Annotated in this window: 22 protein-coding genes; 17 read left to right on the top strand and 5 right to left on the bottom strand. The window is 58.6% G+C overall.

The annotated features are described in order from the left end of the window. The first annotated feature begins 392 nt into the window (after positions 1-392). Entirely contained in the window at positions 393-1235 is an 843-nt protein-coding gene (locus tag ABMC88_RS16875; RefSeq protein ID WP_349578066.1) for a bile acid:sodium symporter family protein, read from the top strand. Positions 1236-1245: 10 nt separating this feature from the next. Further along, positions 1246-2901, top strand: a complete 1656-nt coding sequence (locus tag ABMC88_RS16870; protein WP_349578065.1) for an FAD-binding dehydrogenase — start codon at positions 1246-1248, stop codon at positions 2899-2901. Positions 2902-2905: 4 nt separating this feature from the next. On the opposite strand, the gene ABMC88_RS16865 is transcribed toward ABMC88_RS16870, so the two are convergent. Together ABMC88_RS16865 and ABMC88_RS16860 are read right to left on the bottom strand one after the other, a co-directional pair. Continuing rightward, positions 2906-3544, bottom strand: coding sequence for a TetR/AcrR family transcriptional regulator (locus ABMC88_RS16865; protein ID WP_349578064.1), 639 nt, complete (start codon positions 3542-3544; stop codon positions 2906-2908). Further along, a complete protein-coding gene (locus ABMC88_RS16860) occupies positions 3541-4539 on the bottom strand; it encodes a 2-dehydropantoate 2-reductase (RefSeq protein WP_349578063.1) in 999 nt (332 codons plus the stop codon). Before ABMC88_RS16860 ends, ABMC88_RS16865 begins: the two co-directional genes overlap by 4 nt. 156 nt (positions 4540-4695) lie before the next feature. On the opposite strand from ABMC88_RS16860, the gene ABMC88_RS16855 reads away from it, so the two are divergent. From ABMC88_RS16855 to ABMC88_RS16835, 5 genes are all read left to right on the top strand, one after another. After that, on the top strand, positions 4696-5928 hold the full coding sequence (locus ABMC88_RS16855; RefSeq protein WP_349578062.1) for an acyl-CoA dehydrogenase family protein: 1233 nt from the start codon (positions 4696-4698) through the stop codon (positions 5926-5928). Further along, on the top strand, positions 5925-6728 hold the full coding sequence (locus ABMC88_RS16850; protein WP_349578060.1) for an SDR family NAD(P)-dependent oxidoreductase: 804 nt from the start codon (positions 5925-5927) through the stop codon (positions 6726-6728). Before ABMC88_RS16855 ends, ABMC88_RS16850 begins: the two co-directional genes overlap by 4 nt. A 10-nt stretch (positions 6729-6738) precedes the next feature. Beyond that, entirely contained in the window at positions 6739-7797 is a 1059-nt protein-coding gene (locus ABMC88_RS16845) for a phosphotransferase family protein (RefSeq protein WP_349578059.1), read from the top strand. A 418-nt stretch (positions 7798-8215) separates the two neighbouring features. Further along, on the top strand, positions 8216-8977 hold the full coding sequence (locus ABMC88_RS16840) for an SDR family oxidoreductase (protein WP_349578058.1): 762 nt from the start codon (positions 8216-8218) through the stop codon (positions 8975-8977). A 1891-nt stretch (positions 8978-10868) separates the two neighbouring features. Continuing rightward, on the top strand, positions 10869-11417 hold the full coding sequence (locus ABMC88_RS16835) for a TetR/AcrR family transcriptional regulator (protein WP_349578057.1): 549 nt from the start codon (positions 10869-10871) through the stop codon (positions 11415-11417). A 227-nt stretch (positions 11418-11644) separates the two neighbouring features. Here the strand turns inward: ABMC88_RS16835 and ABMC88_RS16830 are convergent, their stop codons facing one another. Further along, positions 11645-12691 carry an alcohol dehydrogenase family protein gene (locus ABMC88_RS16830; protein ID WP_349578056.1) on the bottom strand — a complete coding sequence of 349 codons (1047 nt, stop codon included), beginning with the start codon at positions 12689-12691 and terminating at the stop codon, positions 11645-11647. 74 nt (positions 12692-12765) lie between these two features. On the opposite strand from ABMC88_RS16830, the gene ABMC88_RS16825 reads away from it, so the two are divergent. After that, complete coding sequence (locus ABMC88_RS16825; RefSeq protein WP_349578055.1) at positions 12766-13290, top strand: TetR/AcrR family transcriptional regulator; 525 nt, start codon at positions 12766-12768, stop codon at positions 13288-13290. Here the strand turns inward: ABMC88_RS16825 and ABMC88_RS16820 are convergent. Beyond that, complete coding sequence (locus tag ABMC88_RS16820; protein ID WP_349578054.1) at positions 13283-14173, bottom strand: LysR family transcriptional regulator; 891 nt, start codon at positions 14171-14173, stop codon at positions 13283-13285. The two genes, ABMC88_RS16825 and ABMC88_RS16820, sit on opposite strands and share 8 nt — an antisense overlap. A 110-nt stretch (positions 14174-14283) precedes the next feature. Here ABMC88_RS16820 and ABMC88_RS16815 point away from each other — a divergent pair, with 110 nt between their 5' ends. The 7 genes from ABMC88_RS16815 to ABMC88_RS16785 all read left to right on the top strand — a co-directional run bounded on the left by ABMC88_RS16815 (position 14284) and on the right by ABMC88_RS16785 (position 22057). Further along, positions 14284-15294 carry a zinc-binding alcohol dehydrogenase family protein gene (locus tag ABMC88_RS16815; RefSeq protein ID WP_349578053.1) on the top strand — a complete coding sequence of 337 codons (1011 nt, stop codon included), beginning with the start codon at positions 14284-14286 and terminating at the stop codon, positions 15292-15294. Between the two features lie 65 nt (positions 15295-15359). Next, the gene (locus tag ABMC88_RS16810) at positions 15360-16322 is read left to right on the top strand and encodes an LLM class oxidoreductase (RefSeq protein ID WP_349578052.1); all 963 of its coding nucleotides are present in this window, start codon (positions 15360-15362) and stop codon (positions 16320-16322) included. A gap of 10 nt (positions 16323-16332) precedes the next feature. Beyond that, entirely contained in the window at positions 16333-17112 is a 780-nt protein-coding gene (locus ABMC88_RS16805) for an SDR family NAD(P)-dependent oxidoreductase (RefSeq protein WP_349578051.1), read from the top strand. A 301-nt stretch (positions 17113-17413) separates the two neighbouring features. Beyond that, the gene (locus tag ABMC88_RS16800; protein ID WP_349578050.1) at positions 17414-20176 is read left to right on the top strand and encodes a tetratricopeptide repeat protein; all 2763 of its coding nucleotides are present in this window, start codon (positions 17414-17416) and stop codon (positions 20174-20176) included. Positions 20177-20454: 278 nt separating this feature from the next. Further along, positions 20455-20988: a phage tail protein gene (locus ABMC88_RS16795; protein ID WP_349578049.1), complete on the top strand. Its 534-nt coding sequence runs from the start codon at positions 20455-20457 to the stop codon at positions 20986-20988. Between the two features lie 24 nt (positions 20989-21012). Next, the gene (locus tag ABMC88_RS16790; RefSeq protein WP_349578048.1) at positions 21013-21474 is read left to right on the top strand and encodes a DUF6916 family protein; all 462 of its coding nucleotides are present in this window, start codon (positions 21013-21015) and stop codon (positions 21472-21474) included. 79 nt (positions 21475-21553) lie between these two features. Further along, positions 21554-22057, top strand: a complete 504-nt coding sequence (locus ABMC88_RS16785; RefSeq protein ID WP_349578047.1) for a GNAT family N-acetyltransferase — start codon at positions 21554-21556, stop codon at positions 22055-22057. A 35-nt stretch (positions 22058-22092) separates the two neighbouring features. Here ABMC88_RS16785 and ABMC88_RS16780 read toward each other — a convergent pair whose 3' ends face one another. Next, on the bottom strand, positions 22093-22407 hold the full coding sequence (locus ABMC88_RS16780; protein WP_349578046.1) for a DUF6916 family protein: 315 nt from the start codon (positions 22405-22407) through the stop codon (positions 22093-22095). Positions 22408-22619: 212 nt separating this feature from the next. On the opposite strand from ABMC88_RS16780, the gene ABMC88_RS16775 reads away from it, so the two are divergent. Together ABMC88_RS16775 and ABMC88_RS16770 are read left to right on the top strand one after the other, a co-directional pair. Further along, a complete protein-coding gene (locus ABMC88_RS16775; RefSeq protein ID WP_349578045.1) occupies positions 22620-23642 on the top strand; it encodes a Hint domain-containing protein in 1023 nt (340 codons plus the stop codon). A gap of 26 nt (positions 23643-23668) precedes the next feature. Beyond that, on the top strand, positions 23669-25513 hold the full coding sequence (locus ABMC88_RS16770; RefSeq protein ID WP_349578044.1) for a tetratricopeptide repeat-containing sulfotransferase family protein: 1845 nt from the start codon (positions 23669-23671) through the stop codon (positions 25511-25513). Positions 25514-25686: the final 173 nt, after the last annotated feature.

Genomic DNA, 25686 nt, shown 5'->3' with positions numbered 1-25686 from the left:
AAGTGCGATCGCGGCGAATGCCGGCAAATAGCCCCAAACCGTCATTGGCATTTCGCGCTGCGCGCGCATGCAGTGTGAAAACTGCTGCAACATCGTAAACCTCTACGCCGCTGCGCAGTTGTAAAAGCCGCTATCCGTTCACCTCGGCGACGGAAGATGATCAAATTGCTCGGTTCGCCAAAAAATGCAGAGACTGACGGCTTAAATCATGTCGCGCTTCACGTAGGTCTTTCTTCAATTCACCATCAACCTACAACTTCACCCGACGCGGCGTCACAGCGTTTTTGACAACAAAACAGTTTACGCATCTGCAGGGAGGACATAAAACAGAATAAAATTCCGTTTTGGGATAACTCGTATGGGGAGGTGCGACGTTGGACATACTTATTTCAGTGGTACTGCCGCTTGCGTTGGCATTCATTATGTTTTCATTGGGCGTCGGGCTAACGGCTGCAGACTTTTTGCGCGTCGGTAAACGCCCTGTTGCATTCATGATCGGAGCGCTGCACCAGCTTGTTCTGTTGCCACTTGTCACCTACGCAGTGATCATTTCGTTTGGTATCACAGGGGCCTTTGCTGTTGGAATGATGATCCTGGCGGCATGTCCGGGCGGCGTGACCAGCAATATCATCTCGCGTCTGGCCAAAGGCGATGTGGCGCTCTCGGTCTCTCTGACAGCCGTCATCAGCCTGACCAGCATGTTCACCGTGCCAATTATTCTGAGCTTTGCGTTGAATGCCTTTATGGGGGCCAGCGCGCCGGAACTAAATATCGCGTCAACCGCATTCACGATGTTCTTGCTGACGGTTGTGCCGATCATGTTGGCGCTGGTTGTGCGCCGTCTGGCACCTGACGCGATGACCAGAGCAGAGCCCGTGTTGACGCGGATCGCGACCGTTCTGTTTGTTGTGATCATTGCGGCGGCGCTGGCCGGAAACTGGGGGACTTTTACGGCAAACCTGCCGGTGCTTGGTCCTGCTTTGCTGGCATTGGTTGCGATATTGACAGCGATCGGGTTCGTCATTCCGCGTCTCTTTGGGCTTAGCTTGAAGGAATGCAAAACCGTGTCGGTTGAAACCGGCATCCAGAATGGCACATTGGGCATCGCCATTGCGGCGATCATCGCCGGCGCCTCCGAAGGATTTGGACCCTATTCGTTGCCTTCGGCGGTCTATGGGATTGTCATGTATGTGATACTGGTGCCTGTTTTATTCATCTATCGACGCTTGGATTAGGGGATCAATCATGGAAACTTCGGACGTTATCATCGTGGGCGGCGGGCTGGCGGGGCTGGTCGCCGCAGCCGAACTGGCAGATCGCGGCAAGGCGGTTACTATCATTGATCAGGAAACTGAGGCGTTTCTGGGGGGGCAGGCTTTTTGGTCTCTGGGTGGTCTGTGTCTGATCGACACACCCGAACAACGTCGCATGGGCATCCGCGATTCCCGCGAATTGGCGTTGCAGGATTGGATGGGCAGTGCCCAGTTTGACCGGCCAGAGGACATGTGGCCCCGTAAGTGGGCCGAAGCCTATGTTGATTTTGCAGCCGGTGAGATGCGTCAATGGCTCTATGATCAGGGGATGCGCTGGTTTCCCATCGTAGGCTGGGCGGAACGTGGCGGCAGCTATGGGTCCGGACACGGCAATTCGGTGCCGCGCTTCCATCTGACTTGGGGCGTTGGCCCCGGCACGCAGGAACCGTTTGAGCGCCGCGTTCGCGAACATGCAAAAGCAGGCCGGATCACGCTGAAATTCCGCCACAGATGTTCTCATATCATTATGGAAAACGGTGCGGCCAAAGGCGTCTCGGGCGAGATTCTGGCGCATGACACTGCCGCGCGCGGCGAGAAGACAAACCGCGATATCGTGGGAGATTTCGAATTGCGCGCCGCATCCGTTCTTGTCACCTCTGGCGGGATAGGCGGGGATTTTGACCTTGTCCGCAAAAGCTGGCCAGTGGACCGGCTGGGTCAGCCGCCCAAAGAGATGATCGCAGGTGTGCCGGCCCATGTGGATGGCCGTATGGTGGCGATCAGCCAAGAGGCTGGCGGCAACGTGATTAATGCTGACCGCATGTGGCACTATACCGAAGGCGTCAAGAACTGGAATCCGATCTGGCCTTCTCACGGCATCCGCATCCTACCGGGGCCATCGTCAATGTGGTTTGACGCGCGCGGGAACCGTTTCCCGCCACCAGCGCTGCCCGGGTTTGACAGTCTGGGCACATTGAAGATGATTCAGGATACCGGATTTGATTATTCGTGGTTCATCACCACCCAGAAGATTCTCAAGAAAGAATTCGCGCTGTCTGGGTCCGAACAGAACCCGGATTTTGCGGACAAGTCATGGAAAGAAGTGCTGAAACAGCGGATCTTCAACAAAGCCGCCACTCCGGCAGTCGAAGCGTTCAAGAAGCATGGCGAGAACTTTGTGGTCGCCGACACGTTGCCCGAGCTGATTGCAAAGATGAACGGCCTGACGGATGAAGACCTGCTGCCTTTGGGCAAGATCGAGGCCGAGATCCGCGCGCGTGATGCCCAAGTCGACAATCCGTTCACAAAAGACATCCAGATGATGGCGATCCATGCTGCGCGCAACTACAAGGGCGACAAATACCAGCGCACAGCCAAACCGCACAAGATTCTTGATCGGGCCAACGGGCCGTTGGTCGGTGTGAAGCTGAACATCATCACGCGTAAAACGCTGGGTGGCTTGCAGACAGATCTGAACAGCCAAATGTTGGATGCGTCAGGTGCTGCCATTCCCGGGTTGTTTGCGGCCGGCGAAGTCGCGGGCTTTGGTGGTGGTGGATACCACGGTTATAACGCGCTGGAAGGCACATTTCTGGGCGGCTGCATCTTTTCAGGACGGCAGGCCGGGCGCGCGGATACCATCGCGTGACCTGTCAATCGTCGCGCAAATAGTTCGCCAGGTAACCTTCGAGGATCACCGACAATTCCGCCGAATAGGGCCTTGAGGCATCACGATCCGTCTGTGCGGCGATCAGGTCTTCCATGGCCAGTGCGATCTGGACGGTGGTATTGGCAACGACCGTCGGATCGCCCCCATGAAAACCGTCGCCGCCTGCGGCCCATCGGCTGCGCAGAAAGCTGTACAGCTCTTCGTGATCCTCGTCCTCAACTGCGACAGGACCACGGTTGGTGATAAAGCGCATTAAAAGCGGACGGTAATATGGGTGGCGCGCAAGATAGTCCCGTTGCATTGACAGAACAGCACCCAGCCTGTCGCGCCAGCCTGGAAAACGGTCTTGGTCGGCAAAGATTTCAAACAAAGCTTCACGCAATTCACTGGCTGTTTGCAGGTAAAGCTCTAGCAGCAGCGCATCCAGCGTAGGAAAATAGCGATAGATCGAACTTACCGGAATGCCCGCGCGATTGGCGATGATTGTGGTAGACAGATCCAGCAACGCGCCATCGGCCAGACATTCGGCGGTCGCCTGCAAAATGACATTGACCCGTTGCACGGCGCGCTGCTGTTGGGGGGGCTTACGGCTGCGCAGGGGGCCGAATGAAAGTGTCTTCATCGTTTGATTTCATCCCGTAGTTGCCGCGCAGACAGTCCAGATTTACGGTCGCCAGTTTCGACCGATTTCACAAGGCGCACAAGGCTGTCATTGACGGGCGTTGCAATAGCGTGCGTGCGTCCAAGGCGTGCGATCTCGCCCGAGAGAATGTCAATCTCGCTCAGGCGTCCGGCGCGTAAATCTTCCGCCATCGAAGTCATGGATTTCCGGTCAAGCGCCTGCTTGCGCAGGACAATCGCTTTGAAAAGCCAAGTTGGTGCCCGCAGCATGTGAAAGGCGAGACGCGGATTATTGGGGCCGACTTGCGCCCACTCGATCCCCGCACGGTCGTATACATGCAATGCCTCTTTCAACGCCTGACCCATCACCTGACGATACCCCGGATCAAGAAGCATGTCATAAAGCGGGATACCCGCGAGCGCATTGACCGGATTGGCAAGGTTCAAGAGCAGCTTGCCGTATTGGGTTGGTGTCAGGTCATCATGCAACGCGACAGCAGTACCCGACTTGGCAAGCCATTCAGTGGCTGCATGGCTCTGCACAGCAATCTCGCCTGGACCGGTCCGGTGAAGACGGGCCTGATCTTGCCACACCACGTTGAACGGCACCATGCCCGCGATGCAGTCACGATCTGGGAAGGCGTCGCGCAAAGTGCGGATCGGGGCCAACCCGTTTAAAAGGGACAGGATCGGCGCTTGGGTTTTGGCAATTGCGCGGATGTCTTTGATGGCTTTGGGTAACGCATGCGCTTTCATCGCCAGAACGATCAGATCAGCGTCGCGCAGCACCTGCGGATCATCGGTAACGGCCAGCGCGTCGGGTGCAATCGCGGTGCTGCCGGACCCCGACAGGTGCAGTCCATTATCGGCAATCGGATCTAGCGTCGACTTACGCCCCACAAGCGTGATGCGTCCTCCCGCCTTTGCCACGGCCCCACACCATGATCCGCCCGCATAGCAGCCAATCGCACCCGCCCCAAAGATTACAATATGCATGTCACTTCTCCTTTGCATGCATTGCCATGGAAAACGTCGCAACGTTAAAACAGAAATATATTCTGTTTTTGTTGCGATGGAAGCCATTTCGCCCCACACTCCGGGAAAAGTCAGGTTTTGTCCTTTGGTGATGAGGGGCGATAGGGGAGGGGAAGGATGGATTTTGAGCCAAGCGCGAAATGTCAGAAATTCGAGACACGGCTGCTCGATTTTATGCAGGTCGAAGTGATCCCGCATGAGGATGCTTATCGTGCGCAGGTGCGGTCGTTGAATGCCGGGGCAGACTGGACCACATGGCAGGTGCCCCCGATGATGGAGGCGTGGAAATCCAAGGCCCGCGACGCAGGGCTATGGAACCTGTTCCTGCCCGATGAGACTCTCGCTGCCGGTCTGACAACGCAGGAATATGCCCCTTTGGCCGAGATCATGGGCCGCCACCCTTTCAGCGCCGAAATCTTCAATTGCAGCGCGCCGGATACAGGCAATATGGAAGTGCTTTGGCATTTCGGCTCTGACGCGCAGAAAGAGAAGTGGCTGACCCCTCTGCTTGCAGGCGAAATCCGGTCCGTCTTTTGCATGACCGAGCCTGCCGTCGCCTCATCAGATGCGCGTAACATTGCGGCTTCGATTAAAGAAGACGGGGACGAGCTGGTGTTGAACGGGCGCAAATGGTGGTCCACCGGGATCGGGCACCCGAATGCAAAGCTCGCGATATTTATGGGCATTTCCGACGACGATGGTGAGCCTCACGCCCGTCACTCCATGGTGCTGGTCCCGCTAGACACACCTGGTGTTACCATCGAGCGGATGCTGCCAACGATGGGGGAGTATGATCCGCCCGCCGGGCATGGCGAGGTAAATTTCGATAATGTCCGCGTCCCCCGCGAGAACCTGATACTGGGATTGGGCAAGGGATTTACCATCGCACAAGGACGTCTGGGGCCAGGCCGCATCCATCACTGTATGCGCGCCATCGGTGCGGCGGAACGCGCGTTGGAGCTGATGATCACGCGCGGGGGCACCAGACAGGCATTTGGTAAACCGATTATTGCACTTGATGGCAATCGCGGTGATGTGGCGGATGCCAGGATGGCCATTGATCAGGCCCGTCTGTTGACGTTGTATGCGGCTTGGAAGATCGATACGGTTGGCGCGAAATCGGCGATGGCCGAAATCTCGGCGATCAAAGTGGTGGCCCCGAATGTGCTACAAGACGTGGTCGATAAGGCGATGCAAATCCATGGTGGTCTGGGTCTGACCCACGATACGCCATTGTCCGAACTTTGGCTGATGGCGCGCGCGCTGCGCTATGCTGACGGGCCAGATGAAGTACATCGTGCCATGGTGGCCCGTCAGGAACTGGGCAAATACAGGAGGGACCGCAAATGACCGCAATCCGTGCGTTTATCACTGGTGCAGGATCAGGGCTGGGCCGCGCATTTGCACAGCAATTGGCCGCGAAAGGTGCGAAGCTGTGCATCGGCGATATTGACGCAGTCGCCGGACAAAAGACAGCCGATGAGTGTGGCGGTCATTTTGTTAAATGCGATGTACGGATCGAGGACGACCTGATGGCTGCTGCCGCATGGATGCAGGCCGAGTGGGGCGGTGTTGATCTTTTAATCAACAATGCCGGCGTCGCCCAGATGGGGGCGCTTGCTGATACCTCGCTGGAGGACTGGCGTTGGATCATCGACATCAATCTTCTTGGCACGGTGAACGGGTGCAAAGCCTTCGCACCTCACCTTGCGCAGACCAAGGGCCGCATCCTGAATATCGCCTCGATGGCGTCTTTCCTGCATCTGCCGAATGCCGGATCGTACAACGCAACCAAATCTGCCGTGCTGGCCCTGTCAGAAACGCTGATGCTGGAACTGGAACCCCAAGGCATAAAGACCCACGTGGCCTGTCCCGGCTTTTTCCGCACCGATCTGGCGCAAAACATGCGGGCGGGTGATGATAAAGCGCGGGCCATGACCGCGCGTCTGGTAGAGCGATCACGCAGCGGGGCGAACGATGTAGCGACACGCATTCTGGACGGCATGGACCGGGGAGAGGCGCGCATCTTGCTCGATAAACGCACGCGTCGGGCATTGCAGATGAAAAACTGGCTGCCATTTCCGCGTTACCTGAACGGCCTACGTAAAGAAGTCGCCAAGCTGGAGGCGCGGATGACGCGCGCATCATAAGGGTAATGGCATGACAATTGATCAAGCGGGGGCAATCCGCGACGGCGAAGACCTGAACATGGCGCAATTGCACCCCTGGTTGCAGACAGCTCTGCCTCATCTGCAAGGGCACCCCGTGGTGACGCAATATAGTGGTGGTGCCTCAAACTGGACCTATCGTCTGCACTATGGCAACGACGATCTAATCCTGAGGCGCCCTCCGACAGGCACCAAAGCCAAGGGTGCCCACGATATGGGGCGTGAATACCGATTGCAAAAAGCACTGCGTCCGGTCTTTCCCCTTGTCCCCAAGATGCATGCCTTTTGCGATGACCCTGCGATTATCGGGGACGAATTCTATGTCATGGAGCGCCTGAATGGCGTCATCCCACGCAAGAACCTGCCACGGGATGTGGCGCTGTCCCCTGAGGAGGTGCGCAGATTGTGTACCAATGTCCTCGACACGTTGATTGCACTTCATAAGGTCGATCATAGGGCTGCAGGCCTCGACACTCTGGCAGCCGGTGCCGGTTACACCAAACGCCAGATTGCGGGGTGGTCAAAGCGCTACCGCGATGCGCGCACCTGGAATGTGCCGCGCGGTGAGGGAATCATGCGCTGGCTCGCGGCCAACCTGCCGGACAAAGAACGGTTGTGTCTGACTCATAACGATTTCCGTTTTGACAATGTGGTGCTTGATCCAATCGACCCCACCCGCGTCATTGGTGTGCTCGATTGGGAGCTCGCGACGATTGGCGATCCGCTGATGGATCTGGGCAATACGCTGGCGTATTGGGTCGAGGCCGGGGATGACCGCCTTGCCCGCGCCACCCGCCGCCAACCCACAACCTTGCCTGGCATGATGACCCGCCAAGAGGTCATCGCCTATTACTGTAATGCGATGGGGGGCAAACCAGAGAGTTTTACCTTCTACGAGGTTTACGGCCTGTTCCGGTTATCGGTTATCGTGCAACAAATCTATGCGCGCTACCACAAGGGCCAGACAAAGAACCCCGAATACAAACGGTTCTGGATATTCGTCCATTACTTGCACCATCGCTGCCGCAAGCTGATCCGCAGGGCTGGCTAGATGGTACGTCTGCGCCTTATCCGACACGGTCAGGTCAGTATCGGGGCTGACACCTATCATGCGCTCCATCCAAAAGGCCATGAACAAGCGCTCCATCTGGCGCAAAACCGGCCTCGTGCTGACTTCCTGATCTTGGGTAGGATGGGTCGCCATGCCGAAAGCCGCAGCTCCTTTTGCACCCGTGTTCGAAGTGCTTTGGCTGAAGGGGGCGCAAATCGTGACAAAGCACTTACGGCAAGTGTGGCTACCTCTGGCGGACCCATAGCGGCACTTGTTCAGGATACGCTGGCCTTGAGCGAAGATGCGACACGCTGGATTGAAAAGAGCCTTGTGACTTGCGGTGCACCGATTATTCCCCTGCGCCGCAGCTTAATCCAACTCATCAGCTGAAACGAACACCAACATCTCGGAGTACTCAATGCAAACCTCATCATCTTCCGCTAAGGGCGTTATCCTGATCACCGGCGCGAGTTCGGGCTTGGGCATGGGTATGGCGCGCGAGTTTTCAAAACGCGGTTATGATCTGGCGCTTTGTGCCCGTAGGCTAGACGCGTTGAATGAGCTAAAAGCCGAGTTGACGGGCACACGCGTCGAAGTCGCAGCGCTTGATGTTACAGACCATGCGGCGGTCTTTGAAACATTCCGGCATTTCCGCCAGCAATTTGGCGAGTTGGACAAGATCATCGTCAATGCAGGCATCGGCGCGGGGGCCCCCATCGGGAAAGGCGGTTTTGAGCAAAACCGCGCCACGCTTGACGTCAACCTGATCGCTGCTCTGGCGCAGGCTGAGGCGGCGATGGAGATATTCCGTGATCAAAACAAGGGCCATTTGGTCTTCATGTCCTCTCTGAGCGCAATCCGCGGTATGCGCGGTCAGATGACCAGCTATGCGGCAAGCAAAGCGGGGCTTGCACATCTAGCCGAAGGGCTGCGGCTTGAGACATTACACAAACCCATCACTGTAACGACCCTGATGCCAGGCTATATCAAATCCGAAATGACCGCAGGGCAAGACGCTGCAAAAACACCATTCATCATCGATGGCGTAAAGGGCGCGCGGCTCTTGGCAGACGCCGTCGAGTCCGGTCGTGCTGAGGCAACGATACCGAGATGGCCATGGACCGTGGTCAGGGGCATCATGCGAATGTCGCCGCTATGGTTGCTGCGTAGGATGAATTGAAGCAAACCGCTTTTTCGCTTTGGTGAATATCAGGTAAGGCCGAGACATCAACTTTGCGATTTCGGGCGCGTTCTTACCTGTGGAAGGCACGCTCATGTAGCCGCGCCCAAGTTGATCTTGGGAATGGCCGCTCTGGCGACGTTGACTGCATTACAGCGAAACGCCCATTGCACAAACCAAGCAGTGCTGTGTCAGCAATAGCCGCACCTGCAGAAGTCCGCTTCGTCCGCTTTCCCACCATCGACGGATCAAAATGCTGCCCAACTGCTCCATAGTCCGCTTCGGAGAGGCTGCGGCCCAGCGACGCAAGGTTGGGTCAATGTCCGGTGTGGGCCGTTAGTATCCACCTCGAAGTCGTTGGTGAAAGTTCCTCTCGAAATTGTCCCAGATTATCGGTATGTTGCTGCGTTAGCAGGGTGTAAGTATGCTTAGAAGATGCAGACATCTGCTGCACGATTTGCTCCACGGCTGAAAAAATGTAGAATGCGCATAACATACTGTTAGTTAATACTTATTTGTGACGCTATGCTTCAATTTAAGGGGCTGAGCCTCCGCCATTTGTATTGCTATTTTCATTGAGTAATCCGTGGCCAGCGTGTGTTGAGCCGCCGGCTTGATCCGCCCTGGTGGATTTGGATCGGGCAGGAAGTCTTTCGGATCCTTTGATGTTTCCGATCTTATTTCTGGTTAATTCTATCGAAAACTCGCTAGGTCGGGCGCCCATTTGCTGATGTAATGTTTCTCGGCATCGGGGGGGATTTCGATGGGGGCAAGGCACGAAGCGCAAGGCACGAAGCGCAAGTTGCGCTGTTTTATGCGTTCTCGATTGACGACCATGTGCCCAGAGGTTGCCCGTGACATTCACTGCCCAGCAGTGCATGTCTAAATACACGAGAAGGGCCAAGACCAAGCAATTTGCAAACTCGATGCGGTAGCTAAAGAGGGTGCGAAATGCTCTTTCCGCAACTCAAACGCAATCTGGGAATAGGACGATTGCGACTAGGCGGCCCCTGTCGGGGTCACGGCGTAGCCAATCCAAAAAAGAGACCTTTCCCGCACCGCAGCAACCGTGCAAAGTCTGACAGGAGAGGCGTTCGCGCCTTGGTTAGATCTTCACGTTCTGCGCCAGCAACAGGTTGTTTTTCCGCGTAGTCGGCGGGAGGCGGACGTTTGCCGCAGTTGCGACGCTTTCCATCGCTCAGGGAAACAGCGGGCATTCAGGCGGGGGAATTGCAGGAACTATCTTGTTCCTCCACACGGCTGTCGGGGCTTTATTCTGGTCAAAGCCGGACCATTTTCGCATGGCCGATCAGGCTGGATTGTACTTGCAATTGCTTCGCTAACGGCCGCGCCTAACAAATCATGGTCTACGCCTTGCGGGCACGGCCAATGTCGCCGATCCGAAAAGTCGGAAGGCTCCGTCCGCGTTGCCCCAAATGTCTTTGACGCGCTTTGGATGAACGCATCATGGTGTCCAGCACCACCTTTCGAACCTTGCGGTTTCAGGTCTAAATACAATCCGCCCACAGGTAGTCTGACGCCGTTGATAATGAGATGACCTTAGCCTTGTTCTTTGGAGTGTGCGCTTTACCGGCACGCTCCTCATAATAGGTGCGATAACGCCTTCGAAGTAGGCGGCGGGTGACTGGCTGTCATATTGCGGTTTTCAACGTGAGCTGTTTCAGCTGCCAAGGCCGAAGCAGCGGGCCTTTGGTTAGTGGAACGTTTTTGCCAAGATGTCAGGGAAGGGGGCCTAGACATGGGTGTCATGTCCGCCTTGTGCGGGAATTGACATATCTGTCAAGAGATCTATTTTCGCGCCATGTCCCATGCTTCCTCTCGCCAACGCGGCTCCAAAGACCTTTGGCTAGATGCCGCTTATGAAATACTGGTGTCTGATGGCATTGATGCGGTCAAAATCATGGGGCTGGCCAAACGGCTAAACCTATCGCGCACGGGGTTTTACTGGTTCTTCGCGGACCTCAAGGAGCTGCACATCGCGATGATCGAGCGGTGGGAAAACCAGAACACGGGCACCTTGGTCCAGCGGTGCAACAGGCCTGCGTCGAATATCTGTGAGGCGCTGTTCAATCTGATGGATTGCTGGCTCGACCCGTCCTTGTTCGATGCGCGACTGGACCTCGCCATCCGCAACTGGGCCCGTGTGGACGACGAGCTTCAGATCAGGGTGAACGATGCAGATCGTATTCGCATTGATACCGTCGCACAGATGTTCCAACGCCATGGCTTTGCCCCTGACCAAGCACAGGTGCGCAGCCTGACGGTGATATACACACAGATCGGGTATATCTCGATGCAAGCCGACAAGACGCGCTCGGACAGGCTAGCGCGGGTGCCACGTTACGTCGAGATTTTCTCGGGTAGCGTGCCAGCGCAAAGGGACGTCGAAGCTTTCCTTGCCCGACATACCGAAGCGTAATCGCGGCGTGTTGGCGCGTTGCTGCCTCGACATCATCATCAGTGAAAACGGCAGCCATTAGAGCCGGCACACGGTCCTGTCTGGTCGTTTTGGTGTTCTTTCCGCCTTTTCTTCGTAGTTCTCAAAATACCCTGACAGACATAGGCCCAGAATTGCAGCCGTTGCACCGGGCCTTTGACGCAGCGAAGCAGGGCAAGCCGCCCGTTGGCAGGCGGCCTGTCTGCGGGTCAATCTACCTTCAGAACAATCTTACCCGTGTAGCCTTTGGCCGCAAACGCGTCCTGAGCGGCGGTGATCTCATCCAACGAAAAGACCTCGGCCACCAACGGTTTGATCTCGGATCGCTCGATCCGTCCGATCAGGTTGCCGAACACCTCAGGCTCCAGAACGGTGCAACCAAAAAAGCTCAGATCCTTGAGGTAGAGCGTGCGGACATCCAGTTCGACCAACGGGCCGCCGATGGCCCCGGCAACGGCATAGCGGCCGCCGCGGCGCAGAACATCCAACAGGCTTGGCCACGCTGGCCCCGCCACAAGGTCCACCACAACGTCGATGCTGTTTGCACCCAACGCGGCAACCAGATCAGCATCCCGCGGTAGGGTCAGTTCCGCACCTAGGTCTTTTAATGTATCCATCTTGGCAGGGCTGGTGACCGCGATCACCTTTGCGCCGCGTGCGCGGGCCAGCTGCACCGTGGCCGACCCAACGCCACCCGACGCGCCGGTCACCAAAACGGTTTCGCCCGCTTGCAGGTTGGCCCGTGTCAGCATGTTTTCCGCCGTGGAATAGGAGCAGGGGAAGGACGCCAACTCGGTATCCGTAAGGTCACTGTTGATGGTGTAGGCATGGCGGCTATCAACCCGTGTAAACTGGGCAAACCCGCCGTTACATTCAGAGCCGAAATACCAAGGCGGGGACTGGGTGGCCCCGTCCGCAAAACGGATGCACGGCTCAATCAAGACACGCGTGCCGATGCGGCTGGTCGCGACGTCCGATCCGACAGCCACGATTTCCCCGCACACATCCGCCCCTTGGATGCGCGGAAACGTCAAAGGCTTGCCCGACCACGTGGCATCCGCATCTTCGCCGTCGCCTTTGGAATACCAGGCGGTGCGGGTGTTGATGTCGGTATTGTTCACCCCTGCGGCGCGCACGCGGACGATCACATCGTTTGGTCCCGGCGCAGGCACCGGCAAATCAACCCGCATCCCGAGCATCTCTGGACCACCATGGCCCGTCAGGACAACGCCGCGCATTGTTTCGGGTAGGGTCATTAGGATCTCCTGTAGAATGTTCGCTCTACTTGCTGAGGTAGAATAAACACTCTACTTCGTCAATCATGAATGAAATGACGACAAAGATTGCAGGCGGTCTGGAACATGCCTTTGCAACGCAGGGCTTTGCCGCCCCCAGCGTTGAAGATCTGCGTGACGCCGCAGGGGTCAGCCTGCGCACGCTCTACAAATACGCGCCCTCGCGTGATGCGATGATCCGCATGGCGTTAGAGCATCGGCACCAGCGGTATCTGGCGCATGTCTTTGGCGCGACCTCCGCTTCGAGCAGACAGAGCCTGCACGAAACCCTGGACCGCGTGGCGGACTGGATGCGGACCCAAGCCAGCCACGGCTGCTTGTTTCACGCGGCTGTCGCCTGCGCACCGGATGATCGGGCGCTGCGCCAACGTCTTGAGACGCATAAATTGGAGGTCTCTCAACTGGCCGTGACACGGGCAGGAGCCGATATAGCCCCCAGCGATGTGATGGTCATCATAGAGGGTCTCACGCAAGCGTGGTCGCTATCCGGCGAGGCGGCACTGGCCAGCGCCAAACGGCTTGCAACGCTGGCAGGGGCAGAGGGCGCACAGGTTAAATAGCGTCCAGACGCGCGACCAGAAAATCCATGAAACATCTGACCTTCGGGGTCAGCACGTTCGATTTTGGATAGATCAACCAAAGAACCGATTGATCGTGCAGCCGCCAGTCGGGCAGCACATGCACCAGACGGCCCGCTTTGATGTCGTGGCGCACGCTCCAAAGCGAATTGATCGAAACCCCCATTCCGGCCAGCGTTGCCAACCGTTGCGATGTGCCATCATCCAGAATTGTCCGGCAGGTCATCGCTTTGGGTTCGAACATCGTGGTGGTGCCATCACCATTGACGATCTCGCGGGGGGCAAGGTTTGCCCATGACAGGAACCGATGCGAGGCAAGGTCCGCTGGCGTCATCGGGGTGCCGTGATCTGCGACATAGTCGGGCGCCGCGCAAAAGACGCGCTTATCCTCGGCCAGTTTGCGCCCCAGAAGGCTGCTGTCCTCAAGCGGCGCACTGCGCAGCGCCAGATCAAAGCTGCCCTCGATAATGTCCATGCGCGTATCCGACAGCCGCAGGTCGAGGGTGATGTCGGGGTACAGCACCTGAAACTCGGGCAGAAGCGGAATGATATGCAGCTGGGCAAAGCTGCTGGGCGCTGCAAACCGCAACGTCCCGCCAGGTGTCATGGTGCCTTCGCCCAGTGCCGCACGCCCTGCATTCACTTGCGCAAGAATTTCGCGTGCATAGGGCAGAAACGCCTCGCCCTCCTGACTGACCGAGATTTTGCGCGTTGTGCGGTGCAACAGCTCGGTGCCCAGATCCCGCTCCAGCTTTGCCAAACGGTTGCTGGCCATAGCAGGCGCAAGCCCCAGATCGCGCCCTGCGGCGGTGATATTCAACCGCTCGGCAGCGGCGACAAAAAGGCGAAGTGCATCTGTATCCATCCAGTGATGATTATATAAATAATCGGAATTCTGAAACCAGTAATGCGCGGTTTTTATCCACAGCAGCGGTGATAAGTTCATTTACAACGCAAAATTCAGGAGCGAAGACCATGAAAGCAATCGGGTACACCCAAAACGGACCCATCGACGGTGCTGGCGCACTCAACATGATCGAGATCGACAAACCGACACTCGGCGCGCGCGATATTCTGGTCGCCGTCAAAGGCATTTCGGTCAACCCTGTCGACGCCAAACTGCGCGAAAAGCGCGCCCCCGAGGGCGATGTCGGCATCCTTGGCTTTGATGCGGCAGGCACGGTCGCTGAGGTCGGATCTGACGTCACCGCCTATGCGGTCGGCGACGATGTGTTCTATGCAGGCGATGTCACCCGCCACGGCACCAACGCCGAATTTCACGCGGTTGACGAGCGGATCGTAGGAAAGAAGCCTGCAACGCTTGATTTCGTAGACAGCGCAGGCTTGCCGCTGACGGCCATCACCGCGTGGGAGATGTTGTTTGACAGCTTCAAACTTGTCGAAGGGGGCCACAACGGGCAAAGCCTGTTGGTCATCGGCGGCGCGGGGGGCGTGGGGTCAGTCTTGATCCAGCTTGCCAAAACGCTGACCAACCTCACCGTCATCGCAACCGCGTCCCGCCCCGAGACCGAAGACTGGGTGCGCAAGATGGGGGCAGACCACGTGGTAAACCACCGCGAAGACCTCGCGGCGCAAGTGGACACGCTGGGCCTGACACCCACTTATGTTGCCGCGCTGACCGCCACGGATCAACACTGGCCTGCGATCAACCAGCTGATCGCGCCGCGTGGGCACGTGGCCTTGATCGACGATCCGCAGAACCTCGACATCTCGGTCGCAAAGCCCAAGGCGCTGACCATTTCGTGGGAGTTCATGTTCACTCGCTCGATGTTCAACACCGAAGACATCACAGCACAGCGTGACCTTCTGAACCGCGTGTCCCAGATGATCGACGCGGGCACGTTGCAATCTATGGTCACCGAACGCGCTGATGCGATGACCGTGGATACGTTGACACAGGCACACAAGCGTCAGGAAAGCGGTCGTGTCATCGGCAAACAAGTCCTCCCCGGACTGTCGGCGTAACCTGTCAGCCTGCTACATCTGCGCCGCCCCGGACACGGGGCGGCGCATCCGTGAGGAGAGCCACCATGCGCGATGAAATCCATACCCCGTTCCCGCAGATCAACCGCGGATATGACACCACGTTTCAGAACGGCCGTCTAAGCATCGGCCTTGTTGTGCCCATCGCGCAATACGGGCAAAGCCCTGTGCCCGATATGGCGCAACATCTGGAGCGCGTTCAACTGGCCGAACACTGCGGTTTCAAAGCCGTCTGGCTGCGCGATGTGCCCTTCAATGTGCCCAGCTTCGGGGACGCGGGGCAGCTTTTTGATCCGTTTGTCTATTTGGGTTATCTGGCCGCACAAACATCTGACATTGCTTTGGGCGTTGCCAGTATCGTCTTGCCTTTGCGCCATCCTGCCCACGTGGCCAAGGCTGCCGCAACGGCGGATGTGCTGTCCAGGGGGCGGCTGATCCTTGGTGTGGCGTCGGGCGACCGGCCCGAAGAATACCCCGCGATGAACAAAGACTTTGCGGGGCGCGGCACGGCGTTCCGGGAGAGCTTTGACTACATCCGCGCGGTGGGGGCGTCCTCGACAACCGTGGAGAACAGGTTCGGCACAGTGGACCAAAGCATCGACATGCTACCCAAACCGACAGGTGCCAGACTGCCGCTGCTGGTCACGGGTTCCAGCCGCCAAACCCCCGACTGGATCGCCGAGCACGGCGACGGCTGGATGACCTATCCGCGTGCAGGCGTGGCACAAGACGTTGTTTTGCAGGACTGGCGCGCGCGGCTAGCGGATTTAGGACAGCCTGCGAAACCCGTTTTACAGCCCCTCTACATCGACCTGTCGGACGATCCCGATGCGCTGCCCAGCCCGATCCACCTTGGCTTCAGGTGCGGTCATCGCACGCTGACGCGCTATCTTCAGCAGCTCGAAAACATCGGTGTAAACCACGTCGCGCTGAACCTGCGCTTTTCATCGAGCCCTGTGCAATTAACGCTTGAGACTTTGGCCAAGCATGTGCTGCCCTCATTCACATAAGGAGAATATCATGACAAAAACGATCCTCATCACCGGTGCAACAGATGGTCTTGGGCGGGCAACTGCGCTGGCATTGGCCGCCGAAGGGCACAAGGTCATCGCGCACGGGCGCAGCGCGGAAAAGCTGGAGGCGCTGAAGGCGGTGATCGGCGCAGACACCTCCACGGTGATTGCCGATATGGCGGACCTGTCGCAGGTCGCGGCGATGGCAGACACGCTCATTCAGGCGCAGGACCGGATCGACGTTGTGATAAACAATGCGGGTGTTTTGAAAACATCCCGGCCGCGCACGGCAGACGGGTTGGATGTGCGGTTCGTCGTGAACACATTTGCGCCCGCGCTTTTATCCAATCGCCTGCTCGGTGTCGTGCCGAATGAGGGGCGTCTTGTGCATCTCTCCTCCGCCGCGCAAGCCCCCGTTGATCTGGACGCGATGAAAGGCAACCACCCCCTGCAAGACATGGAGGCCTACGCCCAGAGCAAGCTTGCACTGACCATGTGGAGCCAGGATTTTGCCGCCCGTCACCCCGACGGGCCAGTATCCGTGGCCGTTAACCCAGGCTCTCTTCTGGCGACCAAAATGGTGCGGGAGGGGTTCGGAACATCGGGCAACGACCTCAACATCGGCGTTGATATTTTGCTGCGTGCGGCCCTGTCTGAGGAATTCGCCAAGGCGTCGGGGCGTTATTTCGACAACGATAGCGGACAGTTTGCAGCACCCCATTCAGACGCTGCCGACCCCGCAAAAGTTGCGGGTGTTGTGGCTGTTGTCGAAGCAGCCTTCAGTTGAGCGTGTAGCCACCGCAGGCTACATTCGAGCGCTCGACCGTCCAGATATGACGGTTCGGCCTCGGCTCCTGATAGGCCCACGGCAAAAGGCGGCATCAAAGGCATCTCAGCAAAAGCGCACGAATGCGGGGTTGACCTTGGCGGGGCGGTGCAGTCGTCTGTGGGGATGGACCCGATCAAGAATAGCCATCTTCAGATAGAAGCATTTCGCCTGCCGCCGCTTTGGGGCACCTTGGGGATAGACGCGGGCGTTGGTGCATCTGTGGCATGTCGGGCAGGGGCCGATCGGTTAGGGTCACGCCGTGGTTGAAACCCCGCCAACACCAGTTGAGAAATCAGCCCTCTATGCGCAAATCGCCGAGGTTGTCGCCGCAGGCAAGCACCGCAAGGCACTTGACCTGACCGAAGGCGGGGTGGCGCGCTGGCCGCAGGATGTGCTGTTGCAACTGCGCAAAACTGTCGCCATGCGCAAAGTGGGCCGCCGCGCCGAGGCGCTGGCCCTTGCACGCGACCTGCATGAGAAACACCCCGACAATCGCGCTGTCACCTGTGAGCTGGCAACCGCGTTGCGGCAGGACGGTGACGCGGGGGCGGGGCTTGCTTTGGTAGATCGGCTTGTTGCCGCTGACCCGCACTACATCCGTGCGCGGACCGTGCAAATTGCCGCTTTGCTGGACTTGCGGCAGGGCGCCCGCGCCTTGGAGGCGGCCCGGATCGCGCTGGAAACCAAGCCCGACCATCTGGAAATCGCGCTGTTTCGTGCAACCGCCTTGCAGTTGTCGGGGGAGGACACCGCGGCGACCGCGGCGTTGGAGGAACTAGCCAAAGCACGTCCCCGCAACGTGCAAGTTGCTATGGCGCTTGGCGACAGTTTGCGCAAGACAGGCGCGTTTGCGGCGGCGGACAGGGCCTATCAGAGCGTCCTCAAAACCCGCCCACGGCATACGGCGGCGTGGTTGGGCCGAATAGACTGCGCCGTGGGACAACAGGATATTGCCCGTGCAGATGCCCTTTGCGCGGCGGCCCGTGATTTGCACCCGCAAAACCGCGCATTCATCATACGCCAGTGTCAGGTGTTTCAGATGCAGGGCAAAATGCAAAGCGGCGTGGTCCTCCTGACCCAAGCGTTGGAGGCATCGCCCGATGATGCCGTGCTGCGCTCGCGGTTGGCGCATTTCCATTTCCTGAACGGCGCGCCCGAGGCGGCCAACGCGGTTCTGGCACATGCGCCCGAGGGGTACCGTGCAACGGATGCTGATCTGTTGCGGCAGGCGGATGCGGCAAACGGGCAGGGCCGGACAGGCGAGGCGTTGCGCATTCTGGGCGATGGCATTGGCGTGGGCGCGGGGCCGATAGTTGCGGATGTGCCGCCCCCCCTCGCGCTGAAATACTGCGAACTGGCGCTTCAAGCAGGGGACGTGCGTGCCGTGCCAGCGGTGCTTGGCCGGATGATTGATGTGATCGGCACCCTGCAAGACGGAAATCTGGCGCGCCTTGTCAAACTGGGCGAGCGGGCCGAGCAGATGGAGGTGGCGCTGGCCGCGATCCGCGAAGTCGCCATGCGCGATAGGATCAACCCGTTTCTGGCGCAGTTTTTGTTGCGGCGGGGGCATCTGGTGATGGACGCGGACGGCACAAACCGCCTTGCCGCAGCGCTTGAGCGTAAGCTGGCCGTGGCGCAGCGGGCCGAATTCAGGGTGTTCACGGCTGCGGTGATATCTGGCCCTGACGCCGCATTGGCCGTGGCACGGGCCGAGATTTCGGGGCCTGCAACCCTGCCTGAGGTTGTGATTGTCGCCGCGCAGGTTCTGGGCGTGGGGCGGCCCCGTCTGGCCATACGCTATATGCGGCGGGCGCTGCGGCGCTGGCCAAATGATGCCGAACTGCGCCGCACCTTCCTGCTGGGCTGTATCAGCATTGGCGATCTTGCGGCAGGCCACGCCATGCTGGACGCGTTGCAGGCGGCCAACCCCGAAGTCTACGTCGGCAGTGACCGGATCGAGCTGCTTGTGCAGGGGGGGCACCACCAAAAGGCGCTGGATATTCTGGAGGACAGGCAGGCACGCGGCTTCACCGCGATTGCTTCGGTCCGTGCAATTGAGCTGTATCTGGCGCTGGGCCGCTATGATGATGCGCGTGCGATAGAGCCGCAGGTCCGCGGCGCGCTGTCGGCGGGGCGGCAGACGGCCAACCACTTTGGCGCCACGCTGGTCGGATCGCGCCTGAAAGAGCTGGGTCTGTACCGCGATGACGTAGAACATCTGCGCAGCACAGGCATGAAGGAAGACGCCATTACGCGCCAGCTGACGCAAAAATTCTTCTACCCCGCCAAGTCGATCATCGACGACTGGATGGCACGAACGCCGACAGATGCACCCCGTGCCGCGCTGCGACAGGGCGACATTCCCCGCCGCGTGATGCAGTATTGGAACACGCCCGTTCCCCCGCAAGAGGTGCAAGCGGTCATGCAAAGCTGGCAGGTGACAGGGTTCGAACATACCGTCTATGACCGGCTGTCTGCCCTTGCCTTTCTGCGCAAGCATTTTGGGGCGAACCATGTGCGCGCTTTCTCACTCGCCAATTCTGTTGCGGAGGAGTGTGACTTTCTGCGCCTGTGCCTTCTGTATCAATTCGGCGGCATCTACGCGGACGCCGATGATCGGCTCAACAGCGATCTTCAGGCGCTGCTGGACCATGGAACGGGTATGATTGTCTCGCGCGAGATGCTGGGGGCGATTGCCAATAACATGATCTGCGCACGGCCCCGCCATCCGGTTCTGAAGACGGCAATTTCGCTTGCCGGGCGATCGCTGCTGAACCGCGAGAACGACAACACGTGGTCAAAAACAGGCCCCGGTTTGATGACCCGCGCCGTTGCGTTGTATCTGCATGACACACTCAACGAGGAGGCGCGGGGCGACCTTACAATCATCCCCGAAGAGGTCGTGCGCCGCCACATCCAGCCGCATGTGCGCCTGGCGTACAAATCGACGGCAAAGTACTGGAACGCCTCCGATACGCGGGTCCCCGAACAGATTATTGCGGCATTGTCCGCGATGACCTGACCCCGCAACGGGGCTATGGTCGTGGGGCGGTGCAGAGGGCGTTGCGTGGTTTAAATTACTGCTATTCCATCATAATCACACGTCTTGTGATGCGATGGTATTTTTGGTTTTTCAAAGAGATCAGAGCGGCCTGATATTTTTATGTTGCAAAATGAAACCCCTACTTCTAGCCTTTCTCTATTATATTTTAGACGACCTATTTTTAAGACGACCCCACTTTAGACGACCCTACGACAGACGATCATTTTTGAACTGAATATATTAGAGAAGGACATTTTATGTCAGAACCATTCATTGGCGAAATCCGTATGGTAGGCTTTAACTTTGCACCACGAGGCTGGGCCTCGTGCAGCGGACAACTGATTGCGATCCCACAAAACCAGGCGCTGTTTTCGCTGCTGGGCACAAGCTATGGCGGTGATGGTACCAGCACGTTCGGCCTGCCGGATTTACGCGGCCGCACGCCGGTTCACCAAGGCCCCGCGGTCGCGGGGCGGAGCGCACGCTCAATGGGACAAAGCGGGGGGCAGGAAACGGTCACGCTCACCGAAAACCAGATTGCGTCGCACGCGCATGATGCGACAATGCTCGCCGAAAGCCGCCCCGGCAACTCGGCCACACCTGCGGGCAATATTATTGCCGCGGGGTCGAATATTTTTCGCGCAAATTCACCCGCCGAAGACCAGGTGATGGACCCGAACTCGGTTCAGGTGTCGAGCGCGGGCGGTAACCAGCCGCATGACAACATGGCCCCGTTTCAGGTGGTGAACTTTGTCATCGCGATGTTCGGGATGTTCCCGCCGCGCAGCTGATCAACCTTTGAAGGAGGACCTATCATGAGCTTTCTGAACAAGGTATCGCGGCGCACGGTTATGGCAGGTCAGGCGGCACTTGCCGGATTGGCGGCCCTTCCCTCGATCGCATCAGCGCGTGTCGCAAGCACAGGCGCGGGGCTTGCCCCTGCGACCACACTTGCGCCGCGCTGGGACACGGCCACCGCAGAGGAATTGGCACCCTTTGTGGGCGAGCGTTTCCGCGTAAAGACCCAAGCGCACGGCACACTCGTGCTCAAGCTGGTGGCAGTCACGGCCAGTGCGTCGGGCGACGACCGCCCCGCCGCGATCCGTCGCCGCGAAGGGGTTGTTGCAATCTTCGACAGCCCCGACATCGCACCGTTGGTGGCCGATGGCGAAGGGGTCCACCGTGTGCACCATCCGCGCATCGGCTCGGCCGATCTGTATATGGCGGCAGCGCCGCGGCAGAACGGCGGATCGTACATCGAGGTGGTGTTGAACTAAATCACAGGTTCCCGCGCACGGCGTTTTGATGTCGGGGGCGGGATCACCTTTGGGTGTGATCCAAAGCGTGGAGAGACAAATGACAACTTTACTGGCGCCGACGGTTTCTTTCCGTCCGGTTGGTGACGCGGATAAACCCTATCTGCTGCGGCTGTATACCAGCACGCGGGTGCATGAATTTGCCCATACCGATTGGTCGCGGCCCAACATCAACGACTTCCTTGCGCGGCAATTCAAGCTGCAATCAGACGCCTATGCCGCGTCATTCCCCGCCGCGTCCTTTGTGATTATCCAGTTGGACGGTGTGGATGTCGGGCGGCTATATGTCGACCGCCAAGACCGCTGTTTGCAGATCATCGACTTCACAATCGCGCCCGAGTGGCGGGGCAGGGGCATCGGCACCGACATCCTGCGCGCTTTGATGAACGAGGCCCACGGCGGCAAAGTGCCTGTCAGGCTCAGCGTGCTGAAAGACAGCCCCGCGGTTCGCCTTTACCTGCGCCACGGATTTGCGGTCACAGCCGACAAAGGCGCTTATGCGGGGATGGAATGGAGGCCCGACACGGGCCCGCGTGAGATGTGATGCAGATGCACCCGCTTCACGCGCCGCAGGGTAAGTCAGGCGAAGACGATGTCGTAATTGACCGCCGTGCGCCCCGCCTCAAACGCAGACATCAACAGATGATGCACGCCAATGCCCGGTATATCGACAGGGTAGGCTTGGGTCGCGAGCAGCGGCTGCGCAGGTCCGCGCAGGGTCAGCTGAAACCCCACAGCGCGCAGCGGGTTGCCGTCGATGTCCGTCGCAGGCGCGCCTGTCTCAAAGCGGCTTACAGCAGTCAGGGACATCGTGATCTTCGCCCCGTCATCGTTGGTCACGACAAAGTCCTGACCGATCAGCGCGTCAAATACATCTGGGGTAAGTTCATTCATGGCGCAGACTATGCAAAGGCCGTGATCAAAGCTCAAGCTGGAATGCGGGCTTTGGCGAAATGGACGATCTTGCAAATATCGGGACATCCCCGATGCTCATCCAGCCTGCAATCAGTGATTGTGGCAGTAAAAAATATGCAGTTTAAAGTAGAGAAAATCCTGCCGAACAGGTACGATAATGCAATTTGACATAGAAACCTTAAGGAACCGATATGCCAACATTTGAATTCGACGACGGCGCAGCATCCAGTAATGGTGCCGCTGATGCATCATTAAGTTTTTCCGACGACGGCGTGAATTTCACGCTCAGCTCGAATGCAGCCAACGCGGGGACCGAATTTATTTCACATACTCCTGGTTTCCTTGGCGGCGTGCTTTCTGTTTCTGACACAAGTGTAGCTTCTGGTGGCGTGACACTTACATTCAACGACGGGGCCGGTAACTCCGAATTCGCGGGTCAGATGTCGGTTGTATTCTCGTCTGTCATCTCAGGAGGAAACGTCACATTCGTCGCGACAAACCCTGCCGACAACGTCGTGGTTGCGATGGGTGTGGGCACGGTTTCTACGGGTGCCACCGCTGGTAACTTCACCTCGATTATTTTCAACGGTGGCTTTTACGGCGTCAGCAGCCTGACGACCGCTGCGCCCGCGTTGACCTGCTTCCTGACAGGGACCCAAATCGCGACAAAAGACGGCGTGATCAACGTCGAGGACATCAAAGCCGGCGATACCCTTCTGACCGTAGACGGCGAGACAGAGGTTCAGTGGCTGGGCATCCAGCACGTTGAGGCCGCTACGACGGTGCCCGCCAAGGTAAACCCGATCCGCTTTGCGGCGGGATCGCTGGGCGAAAACGTGCCCTCGCGGGATTTGTACCTGTCGCCCAACCACGCGGTAGAGGTCGACGGGCGCCTGTTTGACGCGCACACGCTGCTGAACGGACGCTCGATCACTCAGGTGGCAAACCCCGGTGCGGCGTTCACCTACTACCACATTGAAACGGGCACGCACGAGCTGCTGCTTGCCGAAAACGCCCCCGCCGAAACCTTTGTCGATTTTGCAGACCGCGTAAATTTCGAAAACGGGGCCGAGCGGGTGGATGCCCCCATGATCCCCGAAATGGCGCTACCACGGGTGTCGGCCAAACGCATGGTCCCGACCTCGGTCACACAAAAGCTCGCCGCGCGCGCCGATGCGCTGGGCTATCCCACGCGTGGAGCGCGTGCGGCCTGATCGCTGCCACGTTGTAAGGAAGTCCTATGCCTGTTGATGCGCCTCTTTCGAAACACGACCCGTTAGAGGCGATCAGCGCCGATCTGGAGCGTGTCCGCCGTCACCAAAACGCGGGCCGCTACAGCAAGGCGGAGGCGATGCTGACCCAGCTGATCGGGACACACGGCGAGGTCGCGCGCCTTGTGCATATGCGCGGGCTGAATGCCGCGATGCAGGGCGACATTGACGCAGGTCTGGCCGAGCTGAAGGGGGCCATGGGGCTGGACCTGAATGATGTCGGTATCATTGTTGATTACGGTACGCTTCTGGCCAAACAGAACCGCATAGACGAGGCTATCGACATCTTTCAGGCGGGGGTGGATACCAACCCGCAGCACGCGCTGGCCTATGCCAATCTTGGCGCGGCCTTGGTAATTACCAAAGACTATCCGCGTGCAATTTCGGCCCTGCGCACCGCGCTGGATCTGGATGATACCCTGAACGACAGTCGGTTGAACCTTGCGCAGGCCTATATCCGCACCTCGGCATTCCAGCCTGCGGTTGATGTGTTGTTCCGCGTGTTGGCGCAGGATCCGCAGTCACCTGCCGCGCATACGAACCTTGCGCTGACGCTGTTTCGCCGCGAGCGTCACGATGCCGCCGAACATCACGCCCGCCGTGCGATTGAACTGGTGCCGGAGGCGCAAGAACCATGGCTGCATCTGGGCGCAATTCTGGGGGCCGCCGGGCGGATGGAAGAGGCCGCAGAGGCGCTGTTGCGCATCGCGGGGAAGGGGGCGTTCGGCATTGCCGCTCTTGTCCGTCTGGTCTCGCTTCGGAAAACCACTGCCGACAGCCCCGAGATTGCCTTGCTAAACGACGCAGGCGCTACGCTGGCGGCACATCCCGACGCGCCACTTGAAACCGTATCGGCCTATCATTTTGCCCATGGCAAGGCTTCGCAGGATTTGGGCGATTATGACGCGGCGGCGGGGCATTTTGCCCGCGCCAATGCGGCCACGGCGCAGCTGTATCCGTTTGACCGCAAAAAGGCGCTGGATCAAAATACCCGCGTGCGCGACCTGGTCACGCCGCAACTGATGGCGCAGCACGCGCAGGCAGGGCTGCGCACAAATGCGCCTGTGTTTATCTGCGGGCTTCCCCGCTCTGGCACCACCTTGATGGAGCAGATGTTCTCGCGCCATCCCGATGTGCAGGCGGGCGGCGAAATGTTGGCGACCCACACCGCGTTCCAAAAGAACGCCTTGCTGCGTGCGGTGCTGGAAAAGGAGCGCCCCGCCTCCGACCTGACCGATGATACCATCGACCAATTCGCCGAAGACTACGTCGAGTTTTTGCACAAAGAGGGCCTGAAGTCCGATGTGGTGACCGACAAAATGCCCGCGAATTATTACTACATCGGTGTGCTTGCCATGGCCTTTCCACGGGCGCGGTTTGTGTTGATGCGGCGGCATCCGCTTGATTGCTTGCTGTCCAACTACACCCAGAACTTTGGCAGCAACCAGACGTTCAGCACCACGTTTCACGGGCTGGGCCTGACCTATAACCTGTTCGATGATCTTGCCACACATTGGGAACGGTTGCTGCCCGATCAGGTGCGCGTTGTGAATTACGAGGACATCGTCGCCGATGCGCCTACACAGATGCGCGGGTTGTTGGCGTTCGTGGGGCTGCCGTGGACGGACGACGTTCTTGACCACACAGGTGCGACACGCGGGGTGAACACGGCCTCGGTGGCCCAAGTGCGCCAACCGATCTACAGCAGCTCTGTCAAACGCTGGCACCACTATGGTCCGCATCTCAAAGAGCTTGCCATCGCCGTTCAAGACCACCTGACCGAGGACGAGCAGCGCGCCTGCGGGATCGACTAGTCAGTACAAGGTGCCCTCGACCGTTTCCCAAGAGGGGCACAGGTGCGCCAAACGCGGTCTTTCGGGGCCAGTCTGCCGCCATGCAGGACAAGTTTGTGTTTTGTTTGCCCATTGTGGGTTTCGCACGACACACCCGCGCCGCCGCTGGCCCTTTTCACCCATATATTACCCTA

Source organism: Sulfitobacter aquimarinus, from assembly GCF_040149565.1.
In the GTDB taxonomy this organism is placed as follows: Bacteria; Pseudomonadota; Alphaproteobacteria; order Rhodobacterales; family Rhodobacteraceae; genus Sulfitobacter; species Sulfitobacter aquimarinus.
The sequence above is the reverse complement of the archived record's forward strand: the minus strand, read 5'-3'. Positions and strand labels throughout refer to the sequence as shown.

Bases quoted from the DNA above. Each gene is read 5' to 3' on its own strand.
- ABMC88_RS16870 (WP_349578065.1), top strand. From the start codon at position 1,246: ATGGAAACTTCGGACGTTATCATCGTGGGCGGCGGGCTGGCGGGGCTG.
- ABMC88_RS16865 (WP_349578064.1), bottom strand. From the start codon at position 3,544: ATGAAGACACTTTCATTCGGCCCCCTGCGCAGCCGTAAGCCCCCCCAA.
- ABMC88_RS16860 (WP_349578063.1), bottom strand. From the start codon at position 4,539: ATGCATATTGTAATCTTTGGGGCGGGTGCGATTGGCTGCTATGCGGGC.
- ABMC88_RS16855 (WP_349578062.1), top strand. From the start codon at position 4,696: ATGGATTTTGAGCCAAGCGCGAAATGTCAGAAATTCGAGACACGGCTG.
- ABMC88_RS16850 (WP_349578060.1), top strand. From the start codon at position 5,925: ATGACCGCAATCCGTGCGTTTATCACTGGTGCAGGATCAGGGCTGGGC.
- ABMC88_RS16845 (WP_349578059.1), top strand. From the start codon at position 6,739: ATGACAATTGATCAAGCGGGGGCAATCCGCGACGGCGAAGACCTGAAC.
- ABMC88_RS16840 (WP_349578058.1), top strand. From the start codon at position 8,216: ATGCAAACCTCATCATCTTCCGCTAAGGGCGTTATCCTGATCACCGGC.
- ABMC88_RS16830 (WP_349578056.1), bottom strand. From the start codon at position 12,691: ATGACCCTACCCGAAACAATGCGCGGCGTTGTCCTGACGGGCCATGGT.
- ABMC88_RS16825 (WP_349578055.1), top strand. From the start codon at position 12,766: ATGACGACAAAGATTGCAGGCGGTCTGGAACATGCCTTTGCAACGCAG.
- ABMC88_RS16820 (WP_349578054.1), bottom strand. From the start codon at position 14,173: ATGGATACAGATGCACTTCGCCTTTTTGTCGCCGCTGCCGAGCGGTTG.
- ABMC88_RS16815 (WP_349578053.1), top strand. From the start codon at position 14,284: ATGAAAGCAATCGGGTACACCCAAAACGGACCCATCGACGGTGCTGGC.
- ABMC88_RS16810 (WP_349578052.1), top strand. From the start codon at position 15,360: ATGCGCGATGAAATCCATACCCCGTTCCCGCAGATCAACCGCGGATAT.
- ABMC88_RS16805 (WP_349578051.1), top strand. From the start codon at position 16,333: ATGACAAAAACGATCCTCATCACCGGTGCAACAGATGGTCTTGGGCGG.
- ABMC88_RS16795 (WP_349578049.1), top strand. From the start codon at position 20,455: ATGTCAGAACCATTCATTGGCGAAATCCGTATGGTAGGCTTTAACTTT.
- ABMC88_RS16790 (WP_349578048.1), top strand. From the start codon at position 21,013: ATGAGCTTTCTGAACAAGGTATCGCGGCGCACGGTTATGGCAGGTCAG.
- ABMC88_RS16785 (WP_349578047.1), top strand. From the start codon at position 21,554: ATGACAACTTTACTGGCGCCGACGGTTTCTTTCCGTCCGGTTGGTGAC.
- ABMC88_RS16780 (WP_349578046.1), bottom strand. From the start codon at position 22,407: ATGAATGAACTTACCCCAGATGTATTTGACGCGCTGATCGGTCAGGAC.
- ABMC88_RS16775 (WP_349578045.1), top strand. From the start codon at position 22,620: ATGCCAACATTTGAATTCGACGACGGCGCAGCATCCAGTAATGGTGCC.
- ABMC88_RS16770 (WP_349578044.1), top strand. From the start codon at position 23,669: ATGCCTGTTGATGCGCCTCTTTCGAAACACGACCCGTTAGAGGCGATC.